A 22736-nucleotide genomic window follows, 5' to 3' on the forward strand; every position below is an offset into this window, starting at 1 on the left:
TTGCTGAATTCAGCTATTTCAAAATAATCAAAACAATAAATGGGAGAGAATCATGAAAACTCTAACTTCAATTTTAATCATCAGTTGCTCACTACTGACACTGAGTTGCGCCAGCAAGTCAGAGCGAGAATTTATCAGCGGTTGCCAATCCACAGGTATGGAACGTAGTGCATGCAAATGTGCCTACAAAAAACTCGAAAGCAAATATGGAGAAGAAGGTTTAAAGAACAACCTATACACACTAAGCCAGACTGAATCATTTCAATACGACTTGATGCAAAGTGGCCTGCAATGCATGAGGGAGTAAGCCATGAGAGCTATTGCAGGAATAATTTGTGTGATTGTGATCATCTGTTTTCTCGGCCTACCGTTTATTGGCTTGATGATCTTTTTTGGACTGTTCTACCTACTTCTTAAATTTGCGCTTGGGGGAAAATAAATGAATACATCAATTAAGTCTTGGCTAATCAGAGCTTACTTTATTATCGGGTTGCTGTTTGCCATCTATCAAAACTTTTGGGGCCAACAAAGCTATAAATCATTTGCCTATCACTTAGGGCAAGGTGTTATTTGGCCAGCGGTCATGTTCCCATCCGTGGGTAAATTCATTGGTGGAGTACTTATTCTTTTAATCATCGGTGGCTTAGTCCTTCGGTCTAAATAAATTCCAATCTAAAAATATTTATAGGATTTTCTCATGAAAAAATTCACATTAATGGCATTCATACTATGCATGTATTCCACATCTCAAGCGGCGCCCAATATCTGGCAAGATAATTTTGCACAAGGCTTTAGTTTGTATTCCCTCCAAAATAGTCAAAATCAAAAATTGACCATTTCATGCAACAGTGGCGGTGTTTTAAACGTTGATCACTCAGTGGAACTCTCAACTGGAAGTAAAGCGTATGCAAGCTTTAACAAGCAATCATCTTTCAGCTTTATCATTGATGGAAAAGCACTTGAAGTACCCAATGAAACACGATCCAGACTGAATGGAAATGATTGGGATAAACTTATCGCTCATCTAGGAAAAGCCAAAAAAATTGATGTTTTTATTAACAATAAAAAAATGGCTTCGTTCATATCTACAAAAGCCAATAAAGCTTTTGCTAAAGAACTAGTTGAGACTTGTGCTTCGCTATAATTCTCAAATTTTTAATCGTTGCGCTCATTCTATTATTGCTTATATCCATGATCAAAAAAGAAATAGGCATACCTAGGCTTAAAAACCTAGGTAGCTCCACCTTAGAACGATACTGAGTCATCCATGGCAAAAACCTCAACATTATGAGTCATTACAACTGCTTATTTATTTCTGTATATGAATGGGTTGCTTATTTTCTTCATGATGTGTGAAACATTTTGTTCGTTCTAAATGAGTTTCAACGTGATCTAACTTTATAGAATATCAAAAGAATAATTACATGAAAAATCATCTGCAACTTATCTTCAATGTGATCATTATTATTGCCCTCAGTTTGTCGCCTAGTAATTTAACGCAGTGCATCTTAGTTCCCACTAAACTTCCTAAGTAGTAGCCTGATCATTTTTCTATATCATCCGGCCTAAATGCTTTACTTTATCGAGTAGCACATTACGTTTCATCGAACTTATTTCAGTATCTTTCCATGATTTTCCATTCTTCCTTTGTGGAATAATCGAAACAATATTAACAGCAATATAATGTATTTCAAAATCAATCTAAAATAGGAATAAATAATAAAATCTACCTAAGAATTTCAATAATTTAAAAATCTAATATCCAATTAATTTCTAATTTAAACCTACAACAATTCACTCCTATGTTTTTCTGACAAACAACTCTCTTGATAATCCATTATTTTAGAATTTCCTTCTAAAAAAAATTTTATTATTTTATAATCTAAATTCTTATTAATGTTTAATGAATAATAACTACCACCAACAAACCCAACCCAGTTTATACTGTACCCCTCGATTTCTTTTAAAATTTTCTGCACAATTATAGGATCATAATTAAAGAAGACGATTCTTATAGTAGAGTTCTCTGATGTCTCTAATAAATCCTCAAAATATAGTTGTTCATCATCTAACTTTTCTACTAAAAGAATATCACCTAAAGCCAAATTAGGTGCATACAAAGGAATATTTTCAATAACATATTTATCCAAACCAATCTTACGACCAAATACAATCTCTTTAGATAAAATATTATCCACATTATAATAAGGAACTATAATTTTTTCTACATCCATCTAATCAGACTCAATTAATTTAAAAATCCATTAAAAATAAAACCGATAAAATAAACATTTTATTCTAGAATATTTATTCTATTAAAATTGAACACCATTTCAAATAATAATTATCAGCAACTTCATTCAGGAACCGACTTGTAAATTATACAAATCGGTTTCTATTTATCTAACACCTCAACTATAAGTTTTGAACAGTACTATGTTGAAAACATAGAACTTGTCATACCGATTGGCGCTACGGATATGCTGGTCGGTTTCTATTTGTATAGCGCCCAACTACTCATCGCAAACAGCTTTTGATAAAAACACTTCACTAAACCTCAGCACAGTAAAACTAATAATAGATCTATATAAAAACTCTTTGTTTCAACCTATAACATTGTTTAATGCTTTTCAGCTTATCTAAACTTGATCGCTTACTTGTACGCTAGCTTGAGCGGTAACTTGATCGCTTAGAATTGCATCGAGTCATATGTCCATAGCACAACCAAACCCGCTATTTAACCCTAACACTATCGGCGAAATAAAAAACAATCCTTTATCTCGTCTCGGTTGGCATCACAACATCCGCAGACTGACACACCTCTTGCCACTTAATTTTAAAATCATTAATCGCTTTTTGTCGGGTTAAAGGTATCTGATAAATCGGTACACCCTTTGCATCGTCAATCATACCTTTTAACAATATCTGTTCTTTTGCAGACAATGCTTCAGGATTAAAATCAACATCATCCAGCGATAAACCGTTTTGACGTAACTGCATTAACATTTCGGAGGTCTGTTCAAGTAACTGACATTCTTTAGGAGCTTCAGCATGTGCGACAGAAAAAAATAATAATAAAATACTGAATCGTTTCATTCTCAATTGTTCTAGTTTTTACTTAACTTAGTTATACGATATTTGAGCTATTTTTTGAAGCAAATAGATACATATCCACTCAACTAAAAAGACAATTGACTATTTCAATTCCAACTTTCTTGAATTAGTATCAAGTGAAAAGAACTTCTAGCACGATTCAAAGGAGGTGAAATACAAAATAAAAATCATATAGATGTAACGTTCTCTTAAGATAATCATGATGCGGTACTTATTAGCGATTCAAACAAGTTAAAAGCATAAAACTGCTATTCGGGAGTGACAATGAATAACAGCGCCAATTATGTAAGACAAGTCAAAAATGCTAAACGTGGTGGATACACCCCAACTATTGCCAAAGATGTAAATAAGCATAAAATTCAGAAAGCTATCCAATTGATTGAGCAATGGAGAAAACTCGCAAACGAATTGAAACCCCAAATGCAAATAGATATGGCAATCACCCTAGAAGAATGCGCACAAGATCTGGATCATATTTTAAGGAGAAAATAAGTCTATATTTCAAAACTGATAAAGATTTATTGATTTAACCCCAAATACTCAAGGCTTACCCCTCCGTAAGCCTTTTTAATCGGAAGCTTAAAGCGATTACTAATCGTTGCTCTAATTGACATTACTCTAATCGCCGTTACTCTGGCTATCTTTGCTATTTTGTCTGCCTGCAAGTTAAAAGCGATAAAATCCTTTGCTCTCTAAAAATCTAAGCATTCATAGCACACGACATTATCAACTTCAAACCAATACCCGATCGCTAAGACTATAAATATTAAAGATTATTCAATTGTTTATTTTTTGGCTTGCAATCTTATAAATATTCTGTAGAATTCTCGCCACGTTGCCGGCATAGCTCAGTTGGTAGAGCAACTGACTTGTAATCAGTAGGTCCACAGTTCGAATCCGTGTGCCGGCACCATTTTTACTTAGCCTCGCTTTTTTAGTGAGGCTTTGTTGTTTTTGGCTTAGGCATTTTCTTATAATTTTTGATCTGCTTGATCTCATCACAAATAATAAAAATTATGTTTTGACCGCGCTGAGCTGTATATATCGAACGATTCCCTCTTCAAATAACCTTTGACAAAGTTTTGCGGTCATTTGAATTTTGATTTGATCTAACCCTCCACGCTCTGTTTTCGCTCTTGTCGCAATATATTGACTAAAGCCAGCCAATACTGCTGTAGAGAGATCTTCTAGCGCGATTTGCTCAAGACCATGCTGTTGCAGGGCATGATTGATTTGAGTCGCGGTCATCAGTGATTTTAAATCGACATCAGCGGCTTTAAGTAGCCATTTATATTTCATTTTTTGTTTTGAATTTAAAACTGTGTCTGAAAGCATCAACGTATGAAAACCCAAACGACCTTTTGAATTTAAAATTGGAACAACTGAATTTAAAAATAAGTTTAAATCGCTGTGGTAAGCCGCATCAATACACAACACCACATCAAAAGGTGGCGTCAATAAAAGCGCATTTAAATTTAAAAAAGATTGGCAGTGAATCGCCCTAATCTGCGGGAGTTGTTTTTGAATTTTATCGACACACTGTTGTTGTAACTCAACCGCTTCTAAATCTTGAATTTGGTAGTGTTCTAACCAGTATTTTAAACTGGCACCTTGACCACAACCTAGGTCTAGTACCCGATCATGTTGTTTAAGCTGTACCGCTTGTGCAAGACGTTCAGCAAGTTGCTGACAGGCTTGAGGGTAAGAGGATGTAGCCTCATCCCAATACCCTAAGTTGGTCCAAGCACATTCAGCGTCATCTCCTAGCATTTTTGCATCGATTGCATATTTATGTTGTGGAAGTTTTTGCTGAATCGCTTGAAGCCATTTCATTTTAAATCATTCACTTATTCAGTTATGAATTCATTAAACTTTATATGAATTCACTGGGCTTTAATAGCCAAGTTGGGGAGCCACCTCAACTTTAGGTTTTAATCCTACAAATGGCAATGGTGCACCAAAAATTTCTGCGATATGCATTGCAGAAGTTACCGCAGATTCAAGAATTGGCAAACCATCACATGACCATGAACCACAATAGAATACTTTGCGGTTGGCGACTTTATGACGCGCTTGCAACTCGATGTTTAAAGCCACTGTTTCAGAATCCACCACAGCACGGGTTAAAGTCACTGTAGAAATAACTTTCTTCGGATCGATGCTGGTCACAGGACGCCAGGTTTGGAACACTGGAGATTTACCCACCAAACTTGGTTCAATCGAGTTCAGCCAAACTGTGAATTGTTGTTTGGTAAATTTACGATCCATCATATAGCTCAATACAGCCCAATCTTTACGATTTGGCGGCATCACGGATGCATCGGTATGCATGACCAACTCGCCTTGCTCAAACTTAAATTTTTGCAATAAAGCGATATCGTCAGCAAATTGTTGTTTATTTAAAAAGTTTTCTAATTTATTGGTCGGTGTTGCAACCACTACACGGTCAAATTGAAATTGCTCACCTTGTGCATTTTCAACCAGAACAGCATTACCCTGTTCCTCAACTTTGGTGATTTCAGAACCGCTATGAATATCAATACCTTCAATCAATTTATCGACAAAAGCAGGCGTTCCACCATGTAAACGCAATAAAGCATCACCATCGGTTAATTGCTTTAAAAAGATTAAGAGCGGTTTTGCAGGCCATTCACCAATGGTTTTAGGATCACAAGTACAAATGGTATAAAGCACAGGCATCACCGCACCATGCCAAAATACTTCTTCAATGTCATGGTGATTGATAAAATCAGCAAGGGTAATGTCTTGGTTTTTAGATTTAAAAAACTGAGAGATTGCTGTTTTAAGCTGCAACATCCCTTTCACTAAACGCCAACCATACTGTTTAAGCCCTTTACGGTTATTGATAATGGGAAAATTACCAATACGGGTACGTGATGTGGTTAACCAAGTTTCAGTTTTATCTTCAAATAACCAGCTACACGCCATAAAGGTACGCACTGGAAAGGTTTTTATGCCGAGGTGTGTTGCAAGGCTCAGGGTGTTTTTCCATAAATGCTGATTCATCACGCGCAAAGGTGCATCAATTAAACCACCTTCAAACTCAATGCTATGACTATCCATACCACGACCAGGTAATGCTTCGAAGATGGTAATGTTATGACCTGCATCTTTAAGAATTCTTGCGGTGGCCAGGCCAGCCATACCACTACCAATCACTGCAATATCCAAAGTTATTATCCGTGCGTAACCATTTTTTTTATTATGAGCTATAGCCGATTAAATCGCGGTATTAAAAAGTTCCAGTTTTAACTTTTTTTGTTGGAAATTTTTTAGGAAAAATCTCCGTCCACCGTGTTTATTCAATTTTAGTCGTTTTACGCCAGAACCTTCTGCCATACACTGCTTATACTTGATTGATATTTATATATATAAAAAAATACTGTTAAAAACATATAGATAATTTAACTTTTTATTAAAAAAACATTTACAAATACCAATTTATTAATTATTATTTACACCATAAAAATGATAAACAATTCACATTTACAATAAAAACAAATAATTATGACAACAGACAATAAAAGAAACTACAGCATAAAAGGATCTCTATAGTGTGGAATAGAGATCCTTTTTTTTACTTTGAATTTGCTTTTTAAGTAAATCAATTGCACGACGTGTAAAATAGCTGCATTCAAAAAAGCCAAGGTACAGTGGATACAAATTAACCAAATGAAATATACTGTGCTTTACTTCACATTTTTAATTAATTATGATGTACAAATAACAAAATAATTAATCAAAACAAGACATACTCATCTAAAGAAAAAACTACAGCGTAAGAGAGCTTCTGTTCAATAAGAGCAAAGCTCTTTTCTTTTTTTAAATTTCTAATCTTTTGGTTCTAAAAATTTTAAATATAAAAAAAGCGGATTTTAAAATCCGCTTTTTGACTTCTATCGATATTTCATACATGGCTGAGCTTATAGACTTGAGACGTGAAAGGTATCCGTTATACAAATACCGTTCATCAGTACCAACTAAGCTTCCGCTACAATTTCACCAAATTTGCCATTATTGAAATCGTTAAACGCTTGCACGATTTCTTCTTTGCTATTCATTACAAATGGACCATAGCCTTGGATTGGCTCATTCAATGGTTTACCTGTAAGCACCAAAAACTTAGCATCTTGCACCGCTTCAAGTTGAATTGCTGCATCACCATCTTTTTCAAACATGACAATCGAGCTATCGAGCACCTTTTGTGTACCATTGAGCAGCATTTCACCTTCTAGTACAACCACCAAAGTATTGTGGTCAACTGGCACATGAATAATTTGCTCATGACCCGCTTTAAGCTGACCATCCCAAACATTGACAGGGCTAAAGGTTGAAGCAGCACCTTGTTGTTCAGCATATTTCCCAGCAACCACACGTAAGTGGCCTGCATCATCATCAAAATGAATCACAGGAATATCTTGCGCAGAAATTGCTTGATACTTAGGTTGGGTCATTTTATCTGCCGCAGGTAAATTCACCCAAAGCTGAACCATTTCAAAGATTCCACCTTTTTCAGTGAATTCATGTGAATGGAATTCTTCATGAACCAATCCTGCGCCTGCAGTCATCCATTGCACATCACCTGTTTTAATGGTTCCACCACCACCATGTGAGTCTTTATGGGTAACTTCACCTTGGTAGGCAATGGTCACCGTTTCAAAGCCACGATGTGGATGTGAACCTACACCGTGCTGTTCATGGCTAGGTGCAAATGTATAAGGTGCTGCATAATCCAATAATAAAAAAGGACTAATCGCTTGACCTAAACGATCATAAGAAAACAAGTTTTTTACAGGAAAGCCATCACCGACCCAATGCATATTTTGATTGCGGTATACACCAATAATTCTTTTCATCTCAATACTCCTATCTCTAGGCTTTAATATGAATCCATTTTAAGTTTTTTAAAGTGATCAATACAGCAATCTACCAATACGCTGAATCCCAAATATAGGATATTCAACAGCCAAGGCTCAGCGTAGTTTTTAATCAATAATCTTATTTATGAGATTATTAATCTCAGTTTATAGGCTTAATTATCATGATTAAGCCACGTAACATGAAATCCATGCAAAATAATTTGTTTTGTATTTAAGCACAATTTAAATTTTAGTGACTTCAAGGATATAAAAAATGGGAAAACCTTACGTTCGTTTAAACAAAGATGATGCTGCTGTATTGTTAGTCGATCATCAAACTGGATTACTTTCTTTAGTCCGTGACATTGACCCAGATAAGTTTAAAAATAATGTTCTGGCACTGGCTGCTGCAGCTCAATATTTTAACCTTCCAACCATTTTGACCACCAGTTTTGAAGATGGTCCCAATGGTCCACTGGTACCCGAGTTAAAAGCACTTTTTCCAGATGCACCATATATCGCTCGCCCTGGTCAAATCAATGCTTGGGACAATGAAGACTTTGTCAAAGCAGTAAAAGCAACAGGCAAAAAACAACTGATTATCGCAGGTGTTGTCACCGAGGTTTGTGTTGCATTTCCGGCACTTTCTGCCCTAGAAGAAGATTTTGAGGTCTTTGTCATCACCGATGCTTCTGGAACATTTAACCCGCTGACACGTGACTCAGCTTGGGATCGTATGAGCAATGCAGGCGCGCAATTAATGACTTGGTTTGGTGCCTCTTGTGAGCTGCATCGTGATTGGCGTAATGATATTGAAGGTTTAGGTACGCTATTTGGTAACCATATCCCTGACTATCGTAACCTGATCAATAGCTACACTCAAAATACTTCTCAGAAATAAGACAATGATTTAAGCGAGAAATGTAATCTTTTGCATTTCTTGCTTTTATTTGTACAAATTTTAAAATATTTTCCTATTAATGATACTATTTAATCATCAACACACTTGAGATGAAGCTGTGCACTCTTTTGATGACTACTATTATTTCTATCTGGTGGTAAAGCATGGTGGATTTAGTGCTGCCAGTGAAGCCAGTAATATCACCAAGTCTAAACTGAGCCGACGTATTCTGGATTTAGAAGCTAAATTTAATGTGACCTTGATTCAACGCTCAACCCGACATTTTAAAGTCACACCACTCGGACAAGAGTTTTTTGAGGAATGTGCAAAGATTATTGAACAAGCCGATAATGCTCAGAATGTCTTATTAAAACAAGAAATTGAATTACAGGGACTGATTAAAATTAGTTGCCCACCGGTGATGATGGAACATCAAATTCGACCAATTCTAAATCAGTTTTTAAAAAAATATCCCAAAGTTCGGGTTGAATTGGCACTCACCAGTCGACGTATCGATGTGCTGCATGATGATATTGATTTGGCCATTCGTACTAACTTTTCAAGCAATGAAGACTCCAGCATTATCGTTAGAGATGTGATTAAAACCACGCACTGTTTAGTGATTAGTCCTGAACTTTTAGGCGATCGTGAAATCCAACATGTTACAGAACTTTGTGAATTTCCAACCATTGTATTAGGTACAGATAAACAGCACTATCATTGGCATTTACATCATATTCAGCAACGAGAAGAAATCGATATTCCATTACAGCCTCGAGTCAAAAGTAATGACTTAATGGGTGCGTATTATGCAGTACTCGATGGCTTAGGTATTGCCGATCTTCCCTATTTAACAGTAGAACGAGACATTGCTTCAGGGCGTTTAATCCATCTGTTACCAGAGTGGTGTTCCAATATTGGTGTTGTACAGTTGGTTTATGCATCTCGCAAAGGTCAACGCTTAGTCATGGAAAAGTTGATTGAAGATTTAGTCGATGGTATTCGTGCCTATGCACCTAAACACGATGGTTATATTTTATAAAGCCAACAATCGAATAATAAAAAAACCAGAAGTTTAACTTCTGGTTTTTCAATTTTAATTCTATGCAATGATTAGATTTTACCGATCAGATCAATTGAAGGTGCAAGTGTTGCATCGCCTTCTTTCCATTTTGCTGGACATACTTCGCCTGGGTGTGCGTGTACATATTGTGCCGCTTTCACTTTACGCAGTAATTCTTGTGCATCACGTCCAATGCCACCGGCATTGATTTCAATAATTTGAATTTTACCTTCAGGATCAATTACGAAAGTGCCACGATCTGCAAGGCCTTCAGCTTCAATCAACACTTCAAAGTTTTTTGCCAAAGCCCAAGTTGGATCACCCACCATTGGATATTGAATCTTTTTGATTTCATCTGAGTTGTCATGCCATGCTTTATGGGTAAAGTGTGTATCGGTAGAAACTGAGTAAATTTCTACACCCATTTTTTGGAATTCAGCATAGTTATCTGCTAGATCGCCTAACTCTGTTGGGCAGACAAAAGTAAAGTCAGCAGGATAGAAAAATACCACAGACCATTTACCCAAGAAGTCTTTTTCAGACACTTCGATAAATTCACCATTTTTATATGCAGTTGCGTTAAATGCTTTAACTTCAGTATTGATCAAACTCATTTGGTCTTTCTCCAATAGATTTCAGGGATTGCTTATCTGTGGAATCACTATACGAAAAATTATTAAATCGGTAAAACTGGAGTTTTTAATAAAAATAATCGGTTTTATAGATTTATTTTTCCAATCTGTTGCCTTGGTTTGATCGAAAATATTATTTCAAACTTTGCTTGACCTTTCGCCTTTTAATCTATAGATTTTCTTTTTGAGTGGACTTTAAAAAATGACGTTCTCAATTCTTTTGGAGCAATTCCAAAACCTTCCTTTTGGTACAGATGCTTTTAAACAACTGAAAATAAACTGCGAATCTCAAATTGCTCATTCTGAGGCTGATTTTGAGAAAACGGCGATTTTTATGATTTATGGTTTTGCCAAAAACTATGTCTTACTTTATGAAGATCAAGCCATTACTGCTGAATTTGCAGCAAAAGCAAAAAACCAATTGCTAGGCTATATGCAGCAACTCGACACAGCAATCCAGACTCAAAATAGTGCAACAATTCTTAATCACTTAGATCAAGTCACAGCGCACTATATGCAAAGCTCACGAATTTTTTAATCACAGTATCCGTAATTCAACAAGCTTGGTTATTCAGCCTTGTTGTTGCTGATATACGCTTTCTAAACTGCACCAAGCCGCATGTGCCAATGCTGCTTGGTAAACTTTTGGCGTGGCTTTCACTTTACCTGACAACCATGCCCGACAATAACTTTCTGTCGATCCAACCATAAATGACAATAATAATTCATGGGGAATGTTCTTGATCACCCCATAATCGGGTTGTTGCTTCATCCAAGCCAATAAGTGTTGATTACGTAAATGATTCTGCTGTTTTAGCTGATCCCGCTGAATACTTTTAGAAATACTAAAATTGGCAGCATATAAAAATCTTGCAAAATCTGGATAATCCATGACCCAATCTATATAGCTTGCTGTCATCACTTGAATACCCTGCTGTAGACTTTGTGCAGACAATAATGCTTGATCACGGCGTTCCGCTTGGTCTTCTATGGCTAAAATATACAGGGCTGCCACTAAACCTTCTTTATTTTTAAAATGGTGGTAAATCGCCCCCACACTGGTTTGTGCACGTTCACGGATCATTTCTATTGTTGTTGTTTCAATCCCATGTTCTAAAAAACAAGCTAATGCTTCCGTTAAAATCACCCGTTTTAATTCTGCACGGCGCCCACTATAACGACGTTCCAACAAACTTTGATTATTCATCTACAGCCTTTGATTTTATTTAAGCATTTTCTATATGACATTTTACGCGATTCAAATCGTCTGTCGAGCCAACAACAGAATTTAATTCTGTATTAGAATAATATTCTGCAAACTAAATAATATTCTGTAAACTAAATAAGGAATACAACAATGAGCCAAACCCTAAAACTGTGGAATAGATTTAAAAATAAGCCTGCTGGCAAATGGACATTTTCAAAATTATTGTGCTTAAAAGCACCTTATTTCAGCAGTATCTCACCTGTTTTTGAACGACTTGAAGCGAACTATGCTGAAATTAAAATCAAAAAACACCGTGCTGTTCTCAATCATATTGGTACAGTCCATGCAATTGCCATGTGTAATATGGCTGAACTTGCTGGCGGAACCATGACTGATGTAACCGTGCCTTCCTCGCATCGTTGGATTCCCAAAGGGATGACGGTTGAATATTTAAAGAAGGCTGAAACTGATTTAATTGCGATTGCCACGCCTGTTGAAAGCAATTTTCAGTGGAATCAAGGTAGTGATTATTTGGTCAATGTGGAGGTTAAAGACATGCACAATGATCTGGTATTTAAAGCTGTGATTACTATGTGGGTTTCAGCAAAAAAGTGATTGTCTAAAACCAAATCATGAGGTTCATAAAAAAAACCCTTTGTTTTCACAAAGGGTTTTTGATCAAGCTTGACCGTTTTATCAACTAGAACGGATATATACACCAGTAATAAATAAAATATTAAATTACAATACATTAATAAAAAATGTTAATAATTTTGTTAAATTTAATTTTTAAAACTTAACAAAATTATCTCTTGCCAATCAATGCAACTAATATTTCAGAAAGACATCTCAATATAAAAAAGCAAACTTTGATAGATCTTTATTGAAAGAGCAACAAGACCCAATCATGAACGCAAATTATCGATACCTGAAAAAGATCTTAGAAAGGCACAAGCTATTTTACGAGTTTCTCAAACTAGCAAAGCAGAAGCCACAAAATATTTTAGTATGAACAGGTTTAGATTAAATAATGCACTGACTAAAGTAATAGATTTACCCTATCAGGTAAATCTATTAAGCCAAGACTATTTGAGATTTTTATTGACCTCTTTAAAGATAGTTTCAAATCTTGATAAAGTAGCTTCTGAAAGGTTGTTAACAAAATCCTTGTTACTAGCGAACTCTTTTGCTGGCAAATAGTGATTAAATCTAGATTTTTTAATAACTTTATTGATTCTTGATAATATATCTTCAATTTCTGTACTTAATTCTTCCACCTTAATTTCAGTATAGGTAGATGAGAGAGAAATATTAAATAGTTGAAGATATTCATCAACGGTAAAAACATCCTCAATATCAGCTTTTTTTCTATTATCAAGATAATCATGAAAGAATTTTATATTTTTATCAGATATAATTTTTTGTATAGTTAGACTATCAAATCTTGCTTGCGACTTTTGATCAGTAAATGAATCTAAAAGACAGAAAATTGATAGTTTTGAACCTCGAAGTAATGAGATAAAACTAGCAACTTTATCTAAGCCACCTGTAGGTACAATTGTAATATCCTCATTTAAACCAGTTCTGTTATTCGCATTCAAATATTCTGAAATTGTGGTTAAATATAGTAAATCCGAGACCCCTTCAACTAGTAGATTCTTTTTAGAAATGAATAAATTCTGTGCAACATCATATCCTAAAGCAGCTTGTAAAGGGAAAAGAGTATTAGGATCTTTTTGTTGAATACTATCACTAACGATAGAGCTATCGGAGTCACTAAACACCGTTCTGACACGATTTAATTTCGTTGTTTCTACCATAAATGGTGAGTGAGTTGTATAAATAACTTGATATTTATCAACTAAACTCTCTAAAAAACGTAGTAAATCTGCTTGGGCAGTTGCATGTAAGTTAAGACCCGGCTCATCTAGGAGTAGGATATATTTTGAATTTGAATCAGCTTGAATTTTATTAAACCAAACTAAGAATGAAAAAAACCAATTAAACCCTTTGCTTCTATTCTGGAGAGGTAAAGAAACTCTAGTTTTTGAGTTTTTTACACGAATGTCTAAAACATGTTCAACAATATTTGTATCGACTGTTGTTGCATTACCATAATTTGTATTTACGTGTCTTTGAGCAGTAGCTGTTTTTTTATCAATTTTAAACTCGATATTTAAGTCCTGATTTGCAGACCAATATTGGAATAATGTGTCAGAAATCAAAGCTTCAGTTGCTTCTAATTCTGCAATAAAATCCTCAAAATCATCTGTATTAATAATATCATTGATATTTATATCTGCTAAATCTAAAAGTGCTTTTGCTGTTTTTAGATCATCCGATAGTTCCACACCCTCATCTAAAAAATTTTCTAGTACAATTCTGGATGGAAGTTGGTAATATTCATCATAATAAATGAACTTTGGTAGATGCTTTTTTATTAAACTAGTATAAACATATCTTTCAATAAAGCTGTTCCATGTAGAACTTTTAAAAAAATATTTTTTCAAGGGTTCTAACTTGTCTGAATCTTCGGGAAATCTTGTTAGTAATTCATCAAATTCTGATATAGTTAAGGTTGATTTAAGCTCTTTTTTTAGACTGTCATTAATACTAGAGAGATTATAGTGTTTTAAAAAAGCTTCAAAATTTATCGAAACACCACTGATTAGAGTAGCACCATCTTTGTAAGAGCTTGTCACCGTAATCTCATCTTTTCCCTGCCAAGTACCTTTTCCTAATAAGTGTTCAATAAAATCAATAAGTTTTTTTGAAAGTTTATACCTACAAATAATAGCATTAGGATTTTCATCTGACTTATTAATGCTTTTTAATTCTTTACGTGGATAATCTAGTGTTTGATTAAACTTGAATTTCTCATCAGTTTCAAAATAATTAGTTTTTGCTAAACATTCTAAAATAGAGGTTTTTCCTGATTCATTCATTCCAACCAGTACAGTTATATCATCTTCAATATGTACGGATTGAGGTGTCGTGAATGATTTATATTTTAGAATTTCAATATTTGTAAGTTTAATCATTAGTTATCCCCTGAATTTAAATATCCAACTTAGGCAAAGCTTTGACAATCTTCATTGTTTCCAAACTTACCTTTATCACACGTAAAAACAAATTCAATGGATATTTAGCATCACCCATAGTTTCAATTGCCCAATTGTTTGCATCGTTTACAATACCACTGTCTTTGTGCGTAGAAACACCTTGGCGCTCCATTACCCATTCAAGTGCTGACTTACCATTCACAACGTAGTCATAAGCCTCTATAGGGATTTCACGAATGGTAATGGCATTGTTATAGACCACCGTATCCTTTTGATCCTTTTTTGGGAATTTCATTTTGGTCACATAGAAGTCTTTATCTGCTAGCTGCTTTAATGATTTACCACCCAAGTCCAATTTAGCTTTATACGGCTCTACAGTTTCATAGTTTAAATGCCAATGTGCCAAATCACGCCCTGCTTTAGAGAATGCCCAGAAATCTTCAGTTTTTTTCACGCATGGGATGCGTGGTAACTCTTTGGTAAGGTTGTCAGCATAACGACTACGATAATCTTCACTATGTAATAAGCCATACACATAGTAGAAAATATCTTCCTTGCTAATCGTTTCAGTCGGGTAGGCATCTTGGAAATGCTTTAGCCCTTCATCACTAATGGCATCTTTACGAATATATTTTCCATCTGCTGTTTTGGTTTGAGCATGGTTAAATAGGTCAGCACCATTGCCTTTTACTGTAGTTTCTTCGTAAAGGTAAAGTGGGAAACCTTGTCCTCCTGAATGTTGCATATTTAAATCAGGAATAATATTAGTGATAATTACAGAAAAATCTTTACCGCTACTACTGCTACCGCTTATATATAAAATTAAATTTTCCGTATCTGATGTTGGAAAGATTTGAGGCATCTGACCGACACGATGTATTAATCCACCACCAAAATATAAATTTTGTTTTTGGTATGGTCTATAAATTGAAAAGCGAATAAGACTTTCATCAAATGTTATGTTATTCTTTTTTTCAAAACTAGATAATAAGCTACTTGTCCAACTGATCTTGGTTGTATCCATTATTGGATTATTGCCATTTGTTAGATTATTATTATAAAAGTTGATCATACTTTCTATATTATGTTTTAACTTCTCATTACTACTTTGATATACCCAAGCATCGCGACCTGATTCTGCACCTCTTGAGTAATTCAAGAATAAACTTATTTTAGATTTATCTTTCTTATTTCCAATCTCAATAAAGCCGCTAAAACTATCATCACGCTGATTTAACCAATCGTTATGTTCATCAGGTGTAATTTTCGTCCAACCATCAATTGCAGTAATGCCATTAATACTGACTAGATCAGAAATTTTCTCTAATTTGTCTTCACGGCTTAGATAATCACCGATGTCATGAAAATAGATTTGACCATATTGTTTTACTTTTGGGTTTTTAACCAATACTGCAATCACAATCGGTGCACGACTACCACCACCAAAGATTTTGCCACCTTCTTGCCGTGAACGCTCGCCCGAAGTGCGTTGATTGCCTCTTAAATGGAAGAAGTACAATGAGCTAAATTCATCAGCCAAACATTTGCGTAAACCATCGGCAGAATTCGTATCAATGTAACCACCATTGGTTACAAAACCAATCACACCACAGTCTTTGATACGATCACTCGCCCAACGAATTGCACGAATATATGAATCATAAAGTGAGTTTTTATTGGTGGAAGTTGTATATTCTGCGTAGGTTGTTCTAATGCGTTCATCTAAATGGGGATAGGCAACATTCGCATTATTATCATTTGCAGATTCTTGACCTGATGAATAAGGTGGATTACCAATAATCACACGAATATCAAGATCCTTTTGGCGTTTACGTCGTGCACTGTTATCAATTAAAATTTTGCTAACTAAATCCTCTTTTTCGTACATTTCAAAGGTGTCGGTTAAACAAATCCCTTCAAATGGTGTATATTCTAGCTCAGGATTAATCACTTTCATCTGATCGTGATACACGGTTTCAATATTAATTGATGCGATGTAATACGCTAATAAAACGATCTCATTGGCGTGGATTTCATTTTTGTATTTGTAGATCAAACGATCCGCAGGGATTAAACCTGATTGTAATAAGCGATTGATAAATGTACCTGTACCTGTAAATGGATCAAGTACATGCACGTTATCATCAGCAAAGGTTTTACCAAATTCGCTTTTCAGTACATCATTGACACTATGAATAATGAAATCCACCACCTCTACAGGGGTATAAACAATCCCTAGCTTTTCAGTCATGCGTGGAAAGGCATTCTTAAAGAATGAATCGTACAGCGTTAAAATAATACTTTGCTTACCTTCGGCTGTATTAATTCCTTCTGCTCGCATACGCACTGATTCATAGAATGAATTAAGCGTGTCTACTTCTTTATCCAAATGATGCTCATTGAGGGCATCAAGTACCTTTTGCATTGCTAAACTCATTGGGTTGTGTTCAGCAAAGCTATGATCTTTGAATAGGGCGTCAAAAACTGGTTTGGTGATTAAATGTTGTGCCAACATTTCAATGATTTCAGCATCAGATACGCTGTTATTCAAATCATCACGTAATTCATGAGCAAATTCATTGAAAGCGGTAATTTCATTCGTATTTTCCGAGTTTTCAAGAATAGCTTGAATGCGGTCAATATGAGTTTTAGCAATTTTCGCTACATCACTTGCCCAATCTTCCCAATGATGACGATTACCACATTTTTTTACGATCTTGGCATATAAAGCACGTTCAATCTCACCAACTTCAAATACCATTTCCTCTTGAACTGGTAGCGGGGTTTCTGCTGTACCAATAGATGAACCACCTTTGGCTTGTGCTTTGGCCCTTTGTTTCTTTCCATCACTTAAACCTGTAGTCGTTGTTTCATCGTCACCTTGTTTTGGTTTGGCTTTTTTAGTCTTTTTAACAACCTTATCAGCAACCGCAATAACCTCCATGCGAGATACGTCTTTGCCATTAAACTCTAACTTGTTGATCATCGCATCAAAGCGGTCATCATGCGCACGTAGAGCGTTAAGTACTTGCCATACCACACGATAGGCTTCATTAGAATTTAACGCCTGTTCAGGCTCAACACCCGCAGGAATCACTACAGGTAATATGACATAACCAAGTTGCTTACCATCAGCTTTACGCATGACACGTCCAACAGATTGCACAACATCAACCTGTGAGTTGCGAGGTGTTAGGAAAAGAACTGCATCAAGTGACGGAACGTCTACACCCTCTGATAAACAGCGCACATTAGACAGGATACGACAAGTATTTTCAGGGGCTGTTTCTTTCAACCAAGTGATTTTATCTTTCTTCTCGGTTGCATTCATCCCTCCGTCAACATGTTTAACTTCGCAATTAAGTTTTAATGATGGGTCAATATATGGATCTTCTTCTGTTCTGTATAAATGATCCATTTCCGCTTGTTGATATGCTTCAACAACAGCACTAAACATTTCCGTGATTTGCTTAGAACTAACTTTATGTTTTTTGCCTTTATATTCTTTTTCAATCACTTGACAGAAGGCAACCGCACGTTCCATTGGCTTTGCAACTGTGCCATCTGGATTATATAAACCTTGTTTAGCGAGAGCTTTCCAACAGCCAACAATTTTTGCAGCATCATCAACTTTTAGAGAGTTATTTTCGTCTTTTAATAAGCCTTGTAATTGACGATTAATATGACTTTCTTCAACAGCAAGTACAATTACCTTATAGTCACATAAAATGCCCATTTTTACTGCTTGCGAGAATGTTATGACATATAGATCTTCACCATACAGCGATTTATCATCCATTGAGCAAAGTGTCACACCTTCTGTTTCTTTAGCTGTATCACCATAAATACGAGGAGTAGCTGTCATATATAGACGTTTCTTACCTTGTACATAATCATTATTATGAATACGCACAAACTTGGATTCATCATCTCCCTCAAAAGTTGCACCTGTGGTACGGTGTGCTTCATCACAAATAATTAAATCAAATTCAGGGAATCCTGCTTTTTGAGCTTCTGCAATGACATCAATTGAATGATAGGTTGAGAAAACCACATTCATGTCCTCATTCGCTTCATTCGGTTTAAATAAATCTCTTGCCTTAAATGCCTTAACTAAACTTTGGGGATTGGTTGTAGCAGGGAATTTTAAGTCACTAATCCCGACTACAATATTGTCATCATCTTTTTTCTTACCAACATCACTATCAGAACAAACTGCAAAACTGCGGATACCTAATGATGTTTGTTGAGTCCACTCATCAAGCGTTTGACTAAGTAATGCAAGACTAGGGACTAGAAACAATACATTTTTACCACGACCTACCAGTTCCTCAGCAATACGCAAAGAGGTAAAGGTCTTACCCGTACCACAGGCCATAATAAGCTTGCCACGATCTGCCTCAGCTAATCCATATTTGACTGCCGACAATGCGGGACGTTGATGATCTCTTAAACTATTTTTTTTACGAAATATAGGCTTCACATTTGAATCAAAATTAAACTGTGACCAGTCAATTAAACTGCCTTCTAAATCTAATAATGAAATAGTTGCAACAGGTGGATTTGCATCCACTAAAGATGATTTAGCATTATCAGTCCAATCATCCGTTGAGGCTACGATATAGCGATACGCAAAATAAGATTTACCAGAGCCACCTAAAAAGCTATCAATATCTTTCTTCTGAATTTTTGTAGTGTTGTAATTTTTACACTGGATTGGATGAAATTCACCATCAATAGTTACCGCAATAAGATCAATACCATAGTCACGTTTATCAGTAACTTTTAACTTTTCACCGTACTTTTCAACCCAATCAGAATATGACAAAACTTCTGTATAAATTTCGGCATATTTAGGTTCATTTAAGAAATATTGAATCATCAAATTCTCAAATGAAGTACCTTTATCTCTATTTGTAAGGCTAATTTTTTCAATCGATTGAAGTAAATTTGTTAAAGCTGACATTCAGACCAAGCTCCAAATTATAAAGTGCTTTTATCACTTAAATTTAAAAAATATATTGATGTAAAATTTAACATATTTTTAAAAAAAGCATTTGAAAATATGAGGTTTTACAGTTTTTTTAGTAGTCGAAACAAGAACGTTATATGAAAAAAGTGAATAGTTAGTTGAGCATATTTCTAGCCTTATTGCCTACTTTATCTACCTGAAAGATACTTTCCAAATGAATAAAAAAGTCAGTACGATCACCATCATTTCTAATTTGTTGAATACTCCCTGAAGTCTCCTCGTTCTCATAACTTCCTCCAATTCCTAGCACATAGAAATAGGAGGATAGACATCAATATATCTATTCAAATTTAGGAGTATTATTTCTGCTTCGAATACAACTTACTCTTGCTATCATACTGATAAATTATAATTTTATTTATTGTAACCTTCCGATCATTGTCGTTCAAATCCGTCCCTTTATAATGAATCTGGAATGGATAAAATGGTTGTCCATTTTGGTTAACTTTGATTGCTGAAGAATAGCCGTACTCTGGTTGTTCTGAAACTTTTCCCTCGTCAAACATTTGTTCAACAATATAGCTTTCTTCATTTAACAGAAGCAGTGACCATACGCTTTCCCCATAACCATTACCGTCATAACCATCAATGGTGTAGCTTCCTAGTGTATTGTTTCCAAAAGCTTGTAAATTCCTCTTAAACTCTTGGGCGTTCCATGAGGTTCGACCATATCCCTCGATACTTTCAATTCCCCCTTGGGCTGTTTTTGAAACCATTTGGAATTGTCCATTGCCCAACTTTTTAAAGAGATATAATTCCAAAGTACCTCGTGTAGTATGTGAGGTTTCTATCCTGCCTTCGATTGCTAAAGTCACTTCTACAGGGACTAAATAACGGGTTTCGCCCTGCATATTTTGGTATGTAAAAATAGGGGCGATACTGATCACAGCGTCAGTGAGATCGTCCAAGTCACTAGGCTTATTAACATAGTAATATTTGCCACTTCCCCAATAATCATCTTTTTTTCTTTCTCTGGATGATGTCACTTTATAAAAACTTCGGGCAATGGTATCCGTATTTAGGTTAGGAAGTACCACTTGCTTAAAGTTTTTAGGCTCAAGCGTGGATGTATTATAGTATTTAATAGCCGTTGTGGCTGTTTGTACTGATGACGTTTGAGTGGTATTGAGCTGTTGTGCTTTAGCCTGCAATGTATTGTATAACTTGACTGCTTCAGGTTGTCCCTGCCGTGCAGCACTTTGCAATAAGGCTATACCTTTTTCTGCATCCTGTGGCACACCATCTCCATTTAAATACATGGCCGATAATGCGTACTGGGATGGGGCATAACCATTAGCGGCTGACTTGGAAAACCATTCAGCAGCTTTTTTATGATCTATGGGTACGCCATTTTTACCTAGGTAGTAAAGCATCCCCATATTATGGTTACTTTGGTTGTTATCTCCCTTTGTTGCTACTTGAGACAGAACATAGTTTAACCCTGCTGACAGGTTCACTTTTTTGGTTTCAGCACATACTGTTGAACTAGTTACGACCATACCAGTAGTCATAACAATACTGAGCATTAATTTTTTCATCTGATTCTTATCCTATATATTGTTGTTATTGATAATGATCAGCCGATAGTAACTGACGGATTTCACTTGCCATTTTTGGACTACGCCAAGGGAACAGCACCTTAAGGCTATAGTTAGGTTTAAATTGATCTCGTGTTCCAATATTGACTTGGAACTCACGCTTCATTGGTGTTCGATGTTCACGCTGATTAACATGTGTACCCATCATCGGGTTACTGATCACGGTAGTCGTGGTTCTGAAGCGATCTTCGACCAAGTTGTAATGACCTACAGAGGTAATGTAATCAAAAGGATATTTAACTAAACGTTGATCAGGCTGATCAAAAAGAATGATGGTCTTGTCTTGGCTATTAATCCAGACTCCACGATTTTGATAATTAAAGGTTTCACCCTGACGTTTGAGCTGCTCGGTCATCCCATCAAAGTAGGTATTTCCGTATTGATATAGGTAGTAAATGATCACAAACCAGAATAGGTCAAAGCCAAAGAAGACATAGGCGAAAGCGCCAAAAGAAAAAATCTTGGCAACAATTAAAAAGATCACAATCGGTAAGACTACACACTTTAAAAATAGCTTGGATTTCTTTGGGTAGTTTTCGATTGGAATGATTTTTGGTTTCGTTAATTCAGTCATAGTTATTCCCACACATGTTTAATGCAATAACTCACAATCACAAGGGGGACATAAAAATAGGTATTTTTTATAGGCGTGACTTAGCCATCCACCTTATGAATTGTTCTATTTAAAAATGTTGTTTTTAATACACCTAATTAAGAATTAGCTCTGTATTCCCCATTGTCTGAAATAATGAGGCTGAACATGTGGCGAGGCACAAATGAGAAAAAATGAATGAGACATGATAAATTCCTATATGCGAATAAAGGTTCTACCAAATCACTGTCAAATGATGGTGGTAGAACAAAGAGGGGGTTGACAGACTGGGCATATAGAACCAGCACGCACGAAGCGTCCCCCTCCCGTTCTACCGCAAAGGGGGAACACGAGGGTTTCGCACATAAACCCACACTTGAAAAAGTATGAATCAGGTACGCTATACGCCACGGCCTGTCAAAACCGACTGACAATTTAGGTCAGCAAAGGAATGATAGTTTTAAGCAGCCGCTCAGTCAAATATTTTAAAATCTAAAATTCGATCACTTTTTCTTATTTAGAATCTATTATTTCTAACGAAATCGTGAACTTACTCTAAAAAAATCTTAAGAACATTAGAATTTATTAATATTATCTAACTGCAAATTTGTTAAACAAAAAATTTAAAATTCATATACCTAAATAATTAATTTCT

At 35.5% G+C, this 22736-nt stretch carries 19 protein-coding genes, 1 tRNA gene and 1 pseudogene; 9 read left to right on the plus strand and 12 right to left on the minus strand.

The annotated features are described in order from the left end of the window. Positions 1-52 precede the first annotated feature (52 nt). The 3 genes from AC4CVF_RS17675 to AC4CVF_RS17685 all read left to right on the plus strand — a co-directional run bounded on the left by AC4CVF_RS17675 (position 53) and on the right by AC4CVF_RS17685 (position 1144). Positions 53-307, plus strand: a complete 255-nt coding sequence (locus AC4CVF_RS17675) for a hypothetical protein (RefSeq protein WP_419326966.1) — start codon at positions 53-55, stop codon at positions 305-307. A 132-nt stretch (positions 308-439) separates the two neighbouring features. Next, the gene (locus AC4CVF_RS17680) at positions 440-664 is read left to right on the plus strand and encodes a hypothetical protein (protein ID WP_419326965.1); all 225 of its coding nucleotides are present in this window, start codon (positions 440-442) and stop codon (positions 662-664) included. A gap of 33 nt (positions 665-697) precedes the next feature. After that, on the plus strand, positions 698-1144 hold the full coding sequence (locus tag AC4CVF_RS17685; RefSeq protein WP_419326964.1) for a YfjT/YkfB family phage-associated protein: 447 nt from the start codon (positions 698-700) through the stop codon (positions 1142-1144). Positions 1145-1468: 324 nt separating this feature from the next. Here AC4CVF_RS17685 and AC4CVF_RS17690 read toward each other — a convergent pair. The 3 genes and pseudogenes from AC4CVF_RS17690 to AC4CVF_RS17700 form a co-directional block, all read right to left on the minus strand. Further along, positions 1469-1662: pseudogene (locus AC4CVF_RS17690) on the minus strand (IS5/IS1182 family transposase); the annotation flags it as partial. Positions 1663-1784: 122 nt separating this feature from the next. After that, entirely contained in the window at positions 1785-2234 is a 450-nt protein-coding gene (locus tag AC4CVF_RS17695) for a DUF4265 domain-containing protein (protein ID WP_419326963.1), read from the minus strand. A 541-nt stretch (positions 2235-2775) separates the two neighbouring features. Further along, positions 2776-3096 carry a hypothetical protein gene (locus AC4CVF_RS17700; RefSeq protein ID WP_490789785.1) on the minus strand — a complete coding sequence of 107 codons (321 nt, stop codon included), beginning with the start codon at positions 3094-3096 and terminating at the stop codon, positions 2776-2778. Between the two features lie 282 nt (positions 3097-3378). Here AC4CVF_RS17700 and AC4CVF_RS17705 point away from each other — a divergent pair, with 282 nt between their 5' ends. Beyond that, a complete protein-coding gene (locus AC4CVF_RS17705; RefSeq protein ID WP_004718547.1) occupies positions 3379-3606 on the plus strand; it encodes a hypothetical protein in 228 nt (75 codons plus the stop codon). A gap of 345 nt (positions 3607-3951) precedes the next feature. Continuing rightward, positions 3952-4027, plus strand: a tRNA-Thr gene (locus AC4CVF_RS17710). Positions 4028-4128: 101 nt separating this feature from the next. On the opposite strand, the gene AC4CVF_RS17715 is transcribed toward AC4CVF_RS17710, so the two are convergent. The 3 genes from AC4CVF_RS17715 to AC4CVF_RS17725 form a co-directional block, all read right to left on the minus strand. Next, on the minus strand, positions 4129-4947 hold the full coding sequence (locus AC4CVF_RS17715; protein ID WP_419819744.1) for an SAM-dependent methyltransferase: 819 nt from the start codon (positions 4945-4947) through the stop codon (positions 4129-4131). A 60-nt stretch (positions 4948-5007) separates the two neighbouring features. Continuing rightward, complete coding sequence (locus AC4CVF_RS17720; RefSeq protein WP_419819745.1) at positions 5008-6306, minus strand: FAD-dependent oxidoreductase; 1299 nt, start codon at positions 6304-6306, stop codon at positions 5008-5010. An 809-nt stretch (positions 6307-7115) separates the two neighbouring features. Beyond that, positions 7116-7991 carry a pirin family protein gene (locus AC4CVF_RS17725; RefSeq protein ID WP_105713878.1) on the minus strand — a complete coding sequence of 292 codons (876 nt, stop codon included), beginning with the start codon at positions 7989-7991 and terminating at the stop codon, positions 7116-7118. A gap of 277 nt (positions 7992-8268) precedes the next feature. On the opposite strand from AC4CVF_RS17725, the gene ycaC reads away from it, so the two are divergent. Both ycaC and AC4CVF_RS17735 read left to right on the plus strand, forming a co-directional pair. Next, on the plus strand, positions 8269-8895 hold the full coding sequence (gene ycaC / locus AC4CVF_RS17730; protein WP_004818434.1) for an isochorismate family cysteine hydrolase YcaC: 627 nt from the start codon (positions 8269-8271) through the stop codon (positions 8893-8895). 118 nt (positions 8896-9013) lie between these two features. After that, a complete protein-coding gene (locus AC4CVF_RS17735) occupies positions 9014-9937 on the plus strand; it encodes a LysR substrate-binding domain-containing protein (protein ID WP_004718559.1) in 924 nt (307 codons plus the stop codon). Between the two features lie 71 nt (positions 9938-10008). Here the strand turns inward: AC4CVF_RS17735 and ahpC are convergent, their stop codons facing one another. Further along, a complete protein-coding gene (gene ahpC, locus AC4CVF_RS17740; RefSeq protein ID WP_004718560.1) occupies positions 10009-10572 on the minus strand; it encodes an alkyl hydroperoxide reductase subunit C in 564 nt (187 codons plus the stop codon). Between the two features lie 220 nt (positions 10573-10792). Here ahpC and AC4CVF_RS17745 point away from each other — a divergent pair, with 220 nt between their 5' ends. Next, positions 10793-11128 (plus strand): hypothetical protein, encoded by a 336-nt coding sequence (locus tag AC4CVF_RS17745; RefSeq protein ID WP_336952409.1) that lies wholly within the window; start codon positions 10793-10795, stop codon positions 11126-11128. 33 nt (positions 11129-11161) lie between these two features. Here AC4CVF_RS17745 and AC4CVF_RS17750 read toward each other — a convergent pair whose 3' ends face one another. Further along, positions 11162-11797 (minus strand): TetR/AcrR family transcriptional regulator, encoded by a 636-nt coding sequence (locus tag AC4CVF_RS17750; protein ID WP_419326959.1) that lies wholly within the window; start codon positions 11795-11797, stop codon positions 11162-11164. A 150-nt stretch (positions 11798-11947) separates the two neighbouring features. Between AC4CVF_RS17750 and AC4CVF_RS17755 the strand changes: the two genes are divergently transcribed. Continuing rightward, on the plus strand, positions 11948-12412 hold the full coding sequence (locus AC4CVF_RS17755; protein ID WP_419326958.1) for a hotdog fold domain-containing protein: 465 nt from the start codon (positions 11948-11950) through the stop codon (positions 12410-12412). Between the two features lie 470 nt (positions 12413-12882). Here AC4CVF_RS17755 and AC4CVF_RS17760 read toward each other — a convergent pair whose 3' ends face one another. The 4 genes from AC4CVF_RS17760 to AC4CVF_RS17775 form a co-directional block, all read right to left on the minus strand. Then, a complete protein-coding gene (locus AC4CVF_RS17760; protein WP_016651367.1) occupies positions 12883-14838 on the minus strand; it encodes an AAA family ATPase in 1956 nt (651 codons plus the stop codon). Between the two features lie 16 nt (positions 14839-14854). Continuing rightward, entirely contained in the window at positions 14855-19825 is a 4971-nt protein-coding gene (locus tag AC4CVF_RS17765) for a DEAD/DEAH box helicase (RefSeq protein ID WP_241304607.1), read from the minus strand. 365 nt (positions 19826-20190) lie between these two features. Further along, positions 20191-21429 (minus strand): tetratricopeptide repeat protein, encoded by a 1239-nt coding sequence (locus AC4CVF_RS17770; protein ID WP_241304608.1) that lies wholly within the window; start codon positions 21427-21429, stop codon positions 20191-20193. A gap of 25 nt (positions 21430-21454) precedes the next feature. After that, positions 21455-22063: a sortase family protein gene (locus AC4CVF_RS17775; protein WP_130066764.1), complete on the minus strand. Its 609-nt coding sequence runs from the start codon at positions 22061-22063 to the stop codon at positions 21455-21457. Positions 22064-22736 lie beyond the last annotated feature (673 nt).

The organism is Acinetobacter sp. LipI_19 (assembly GCF_058242925.1).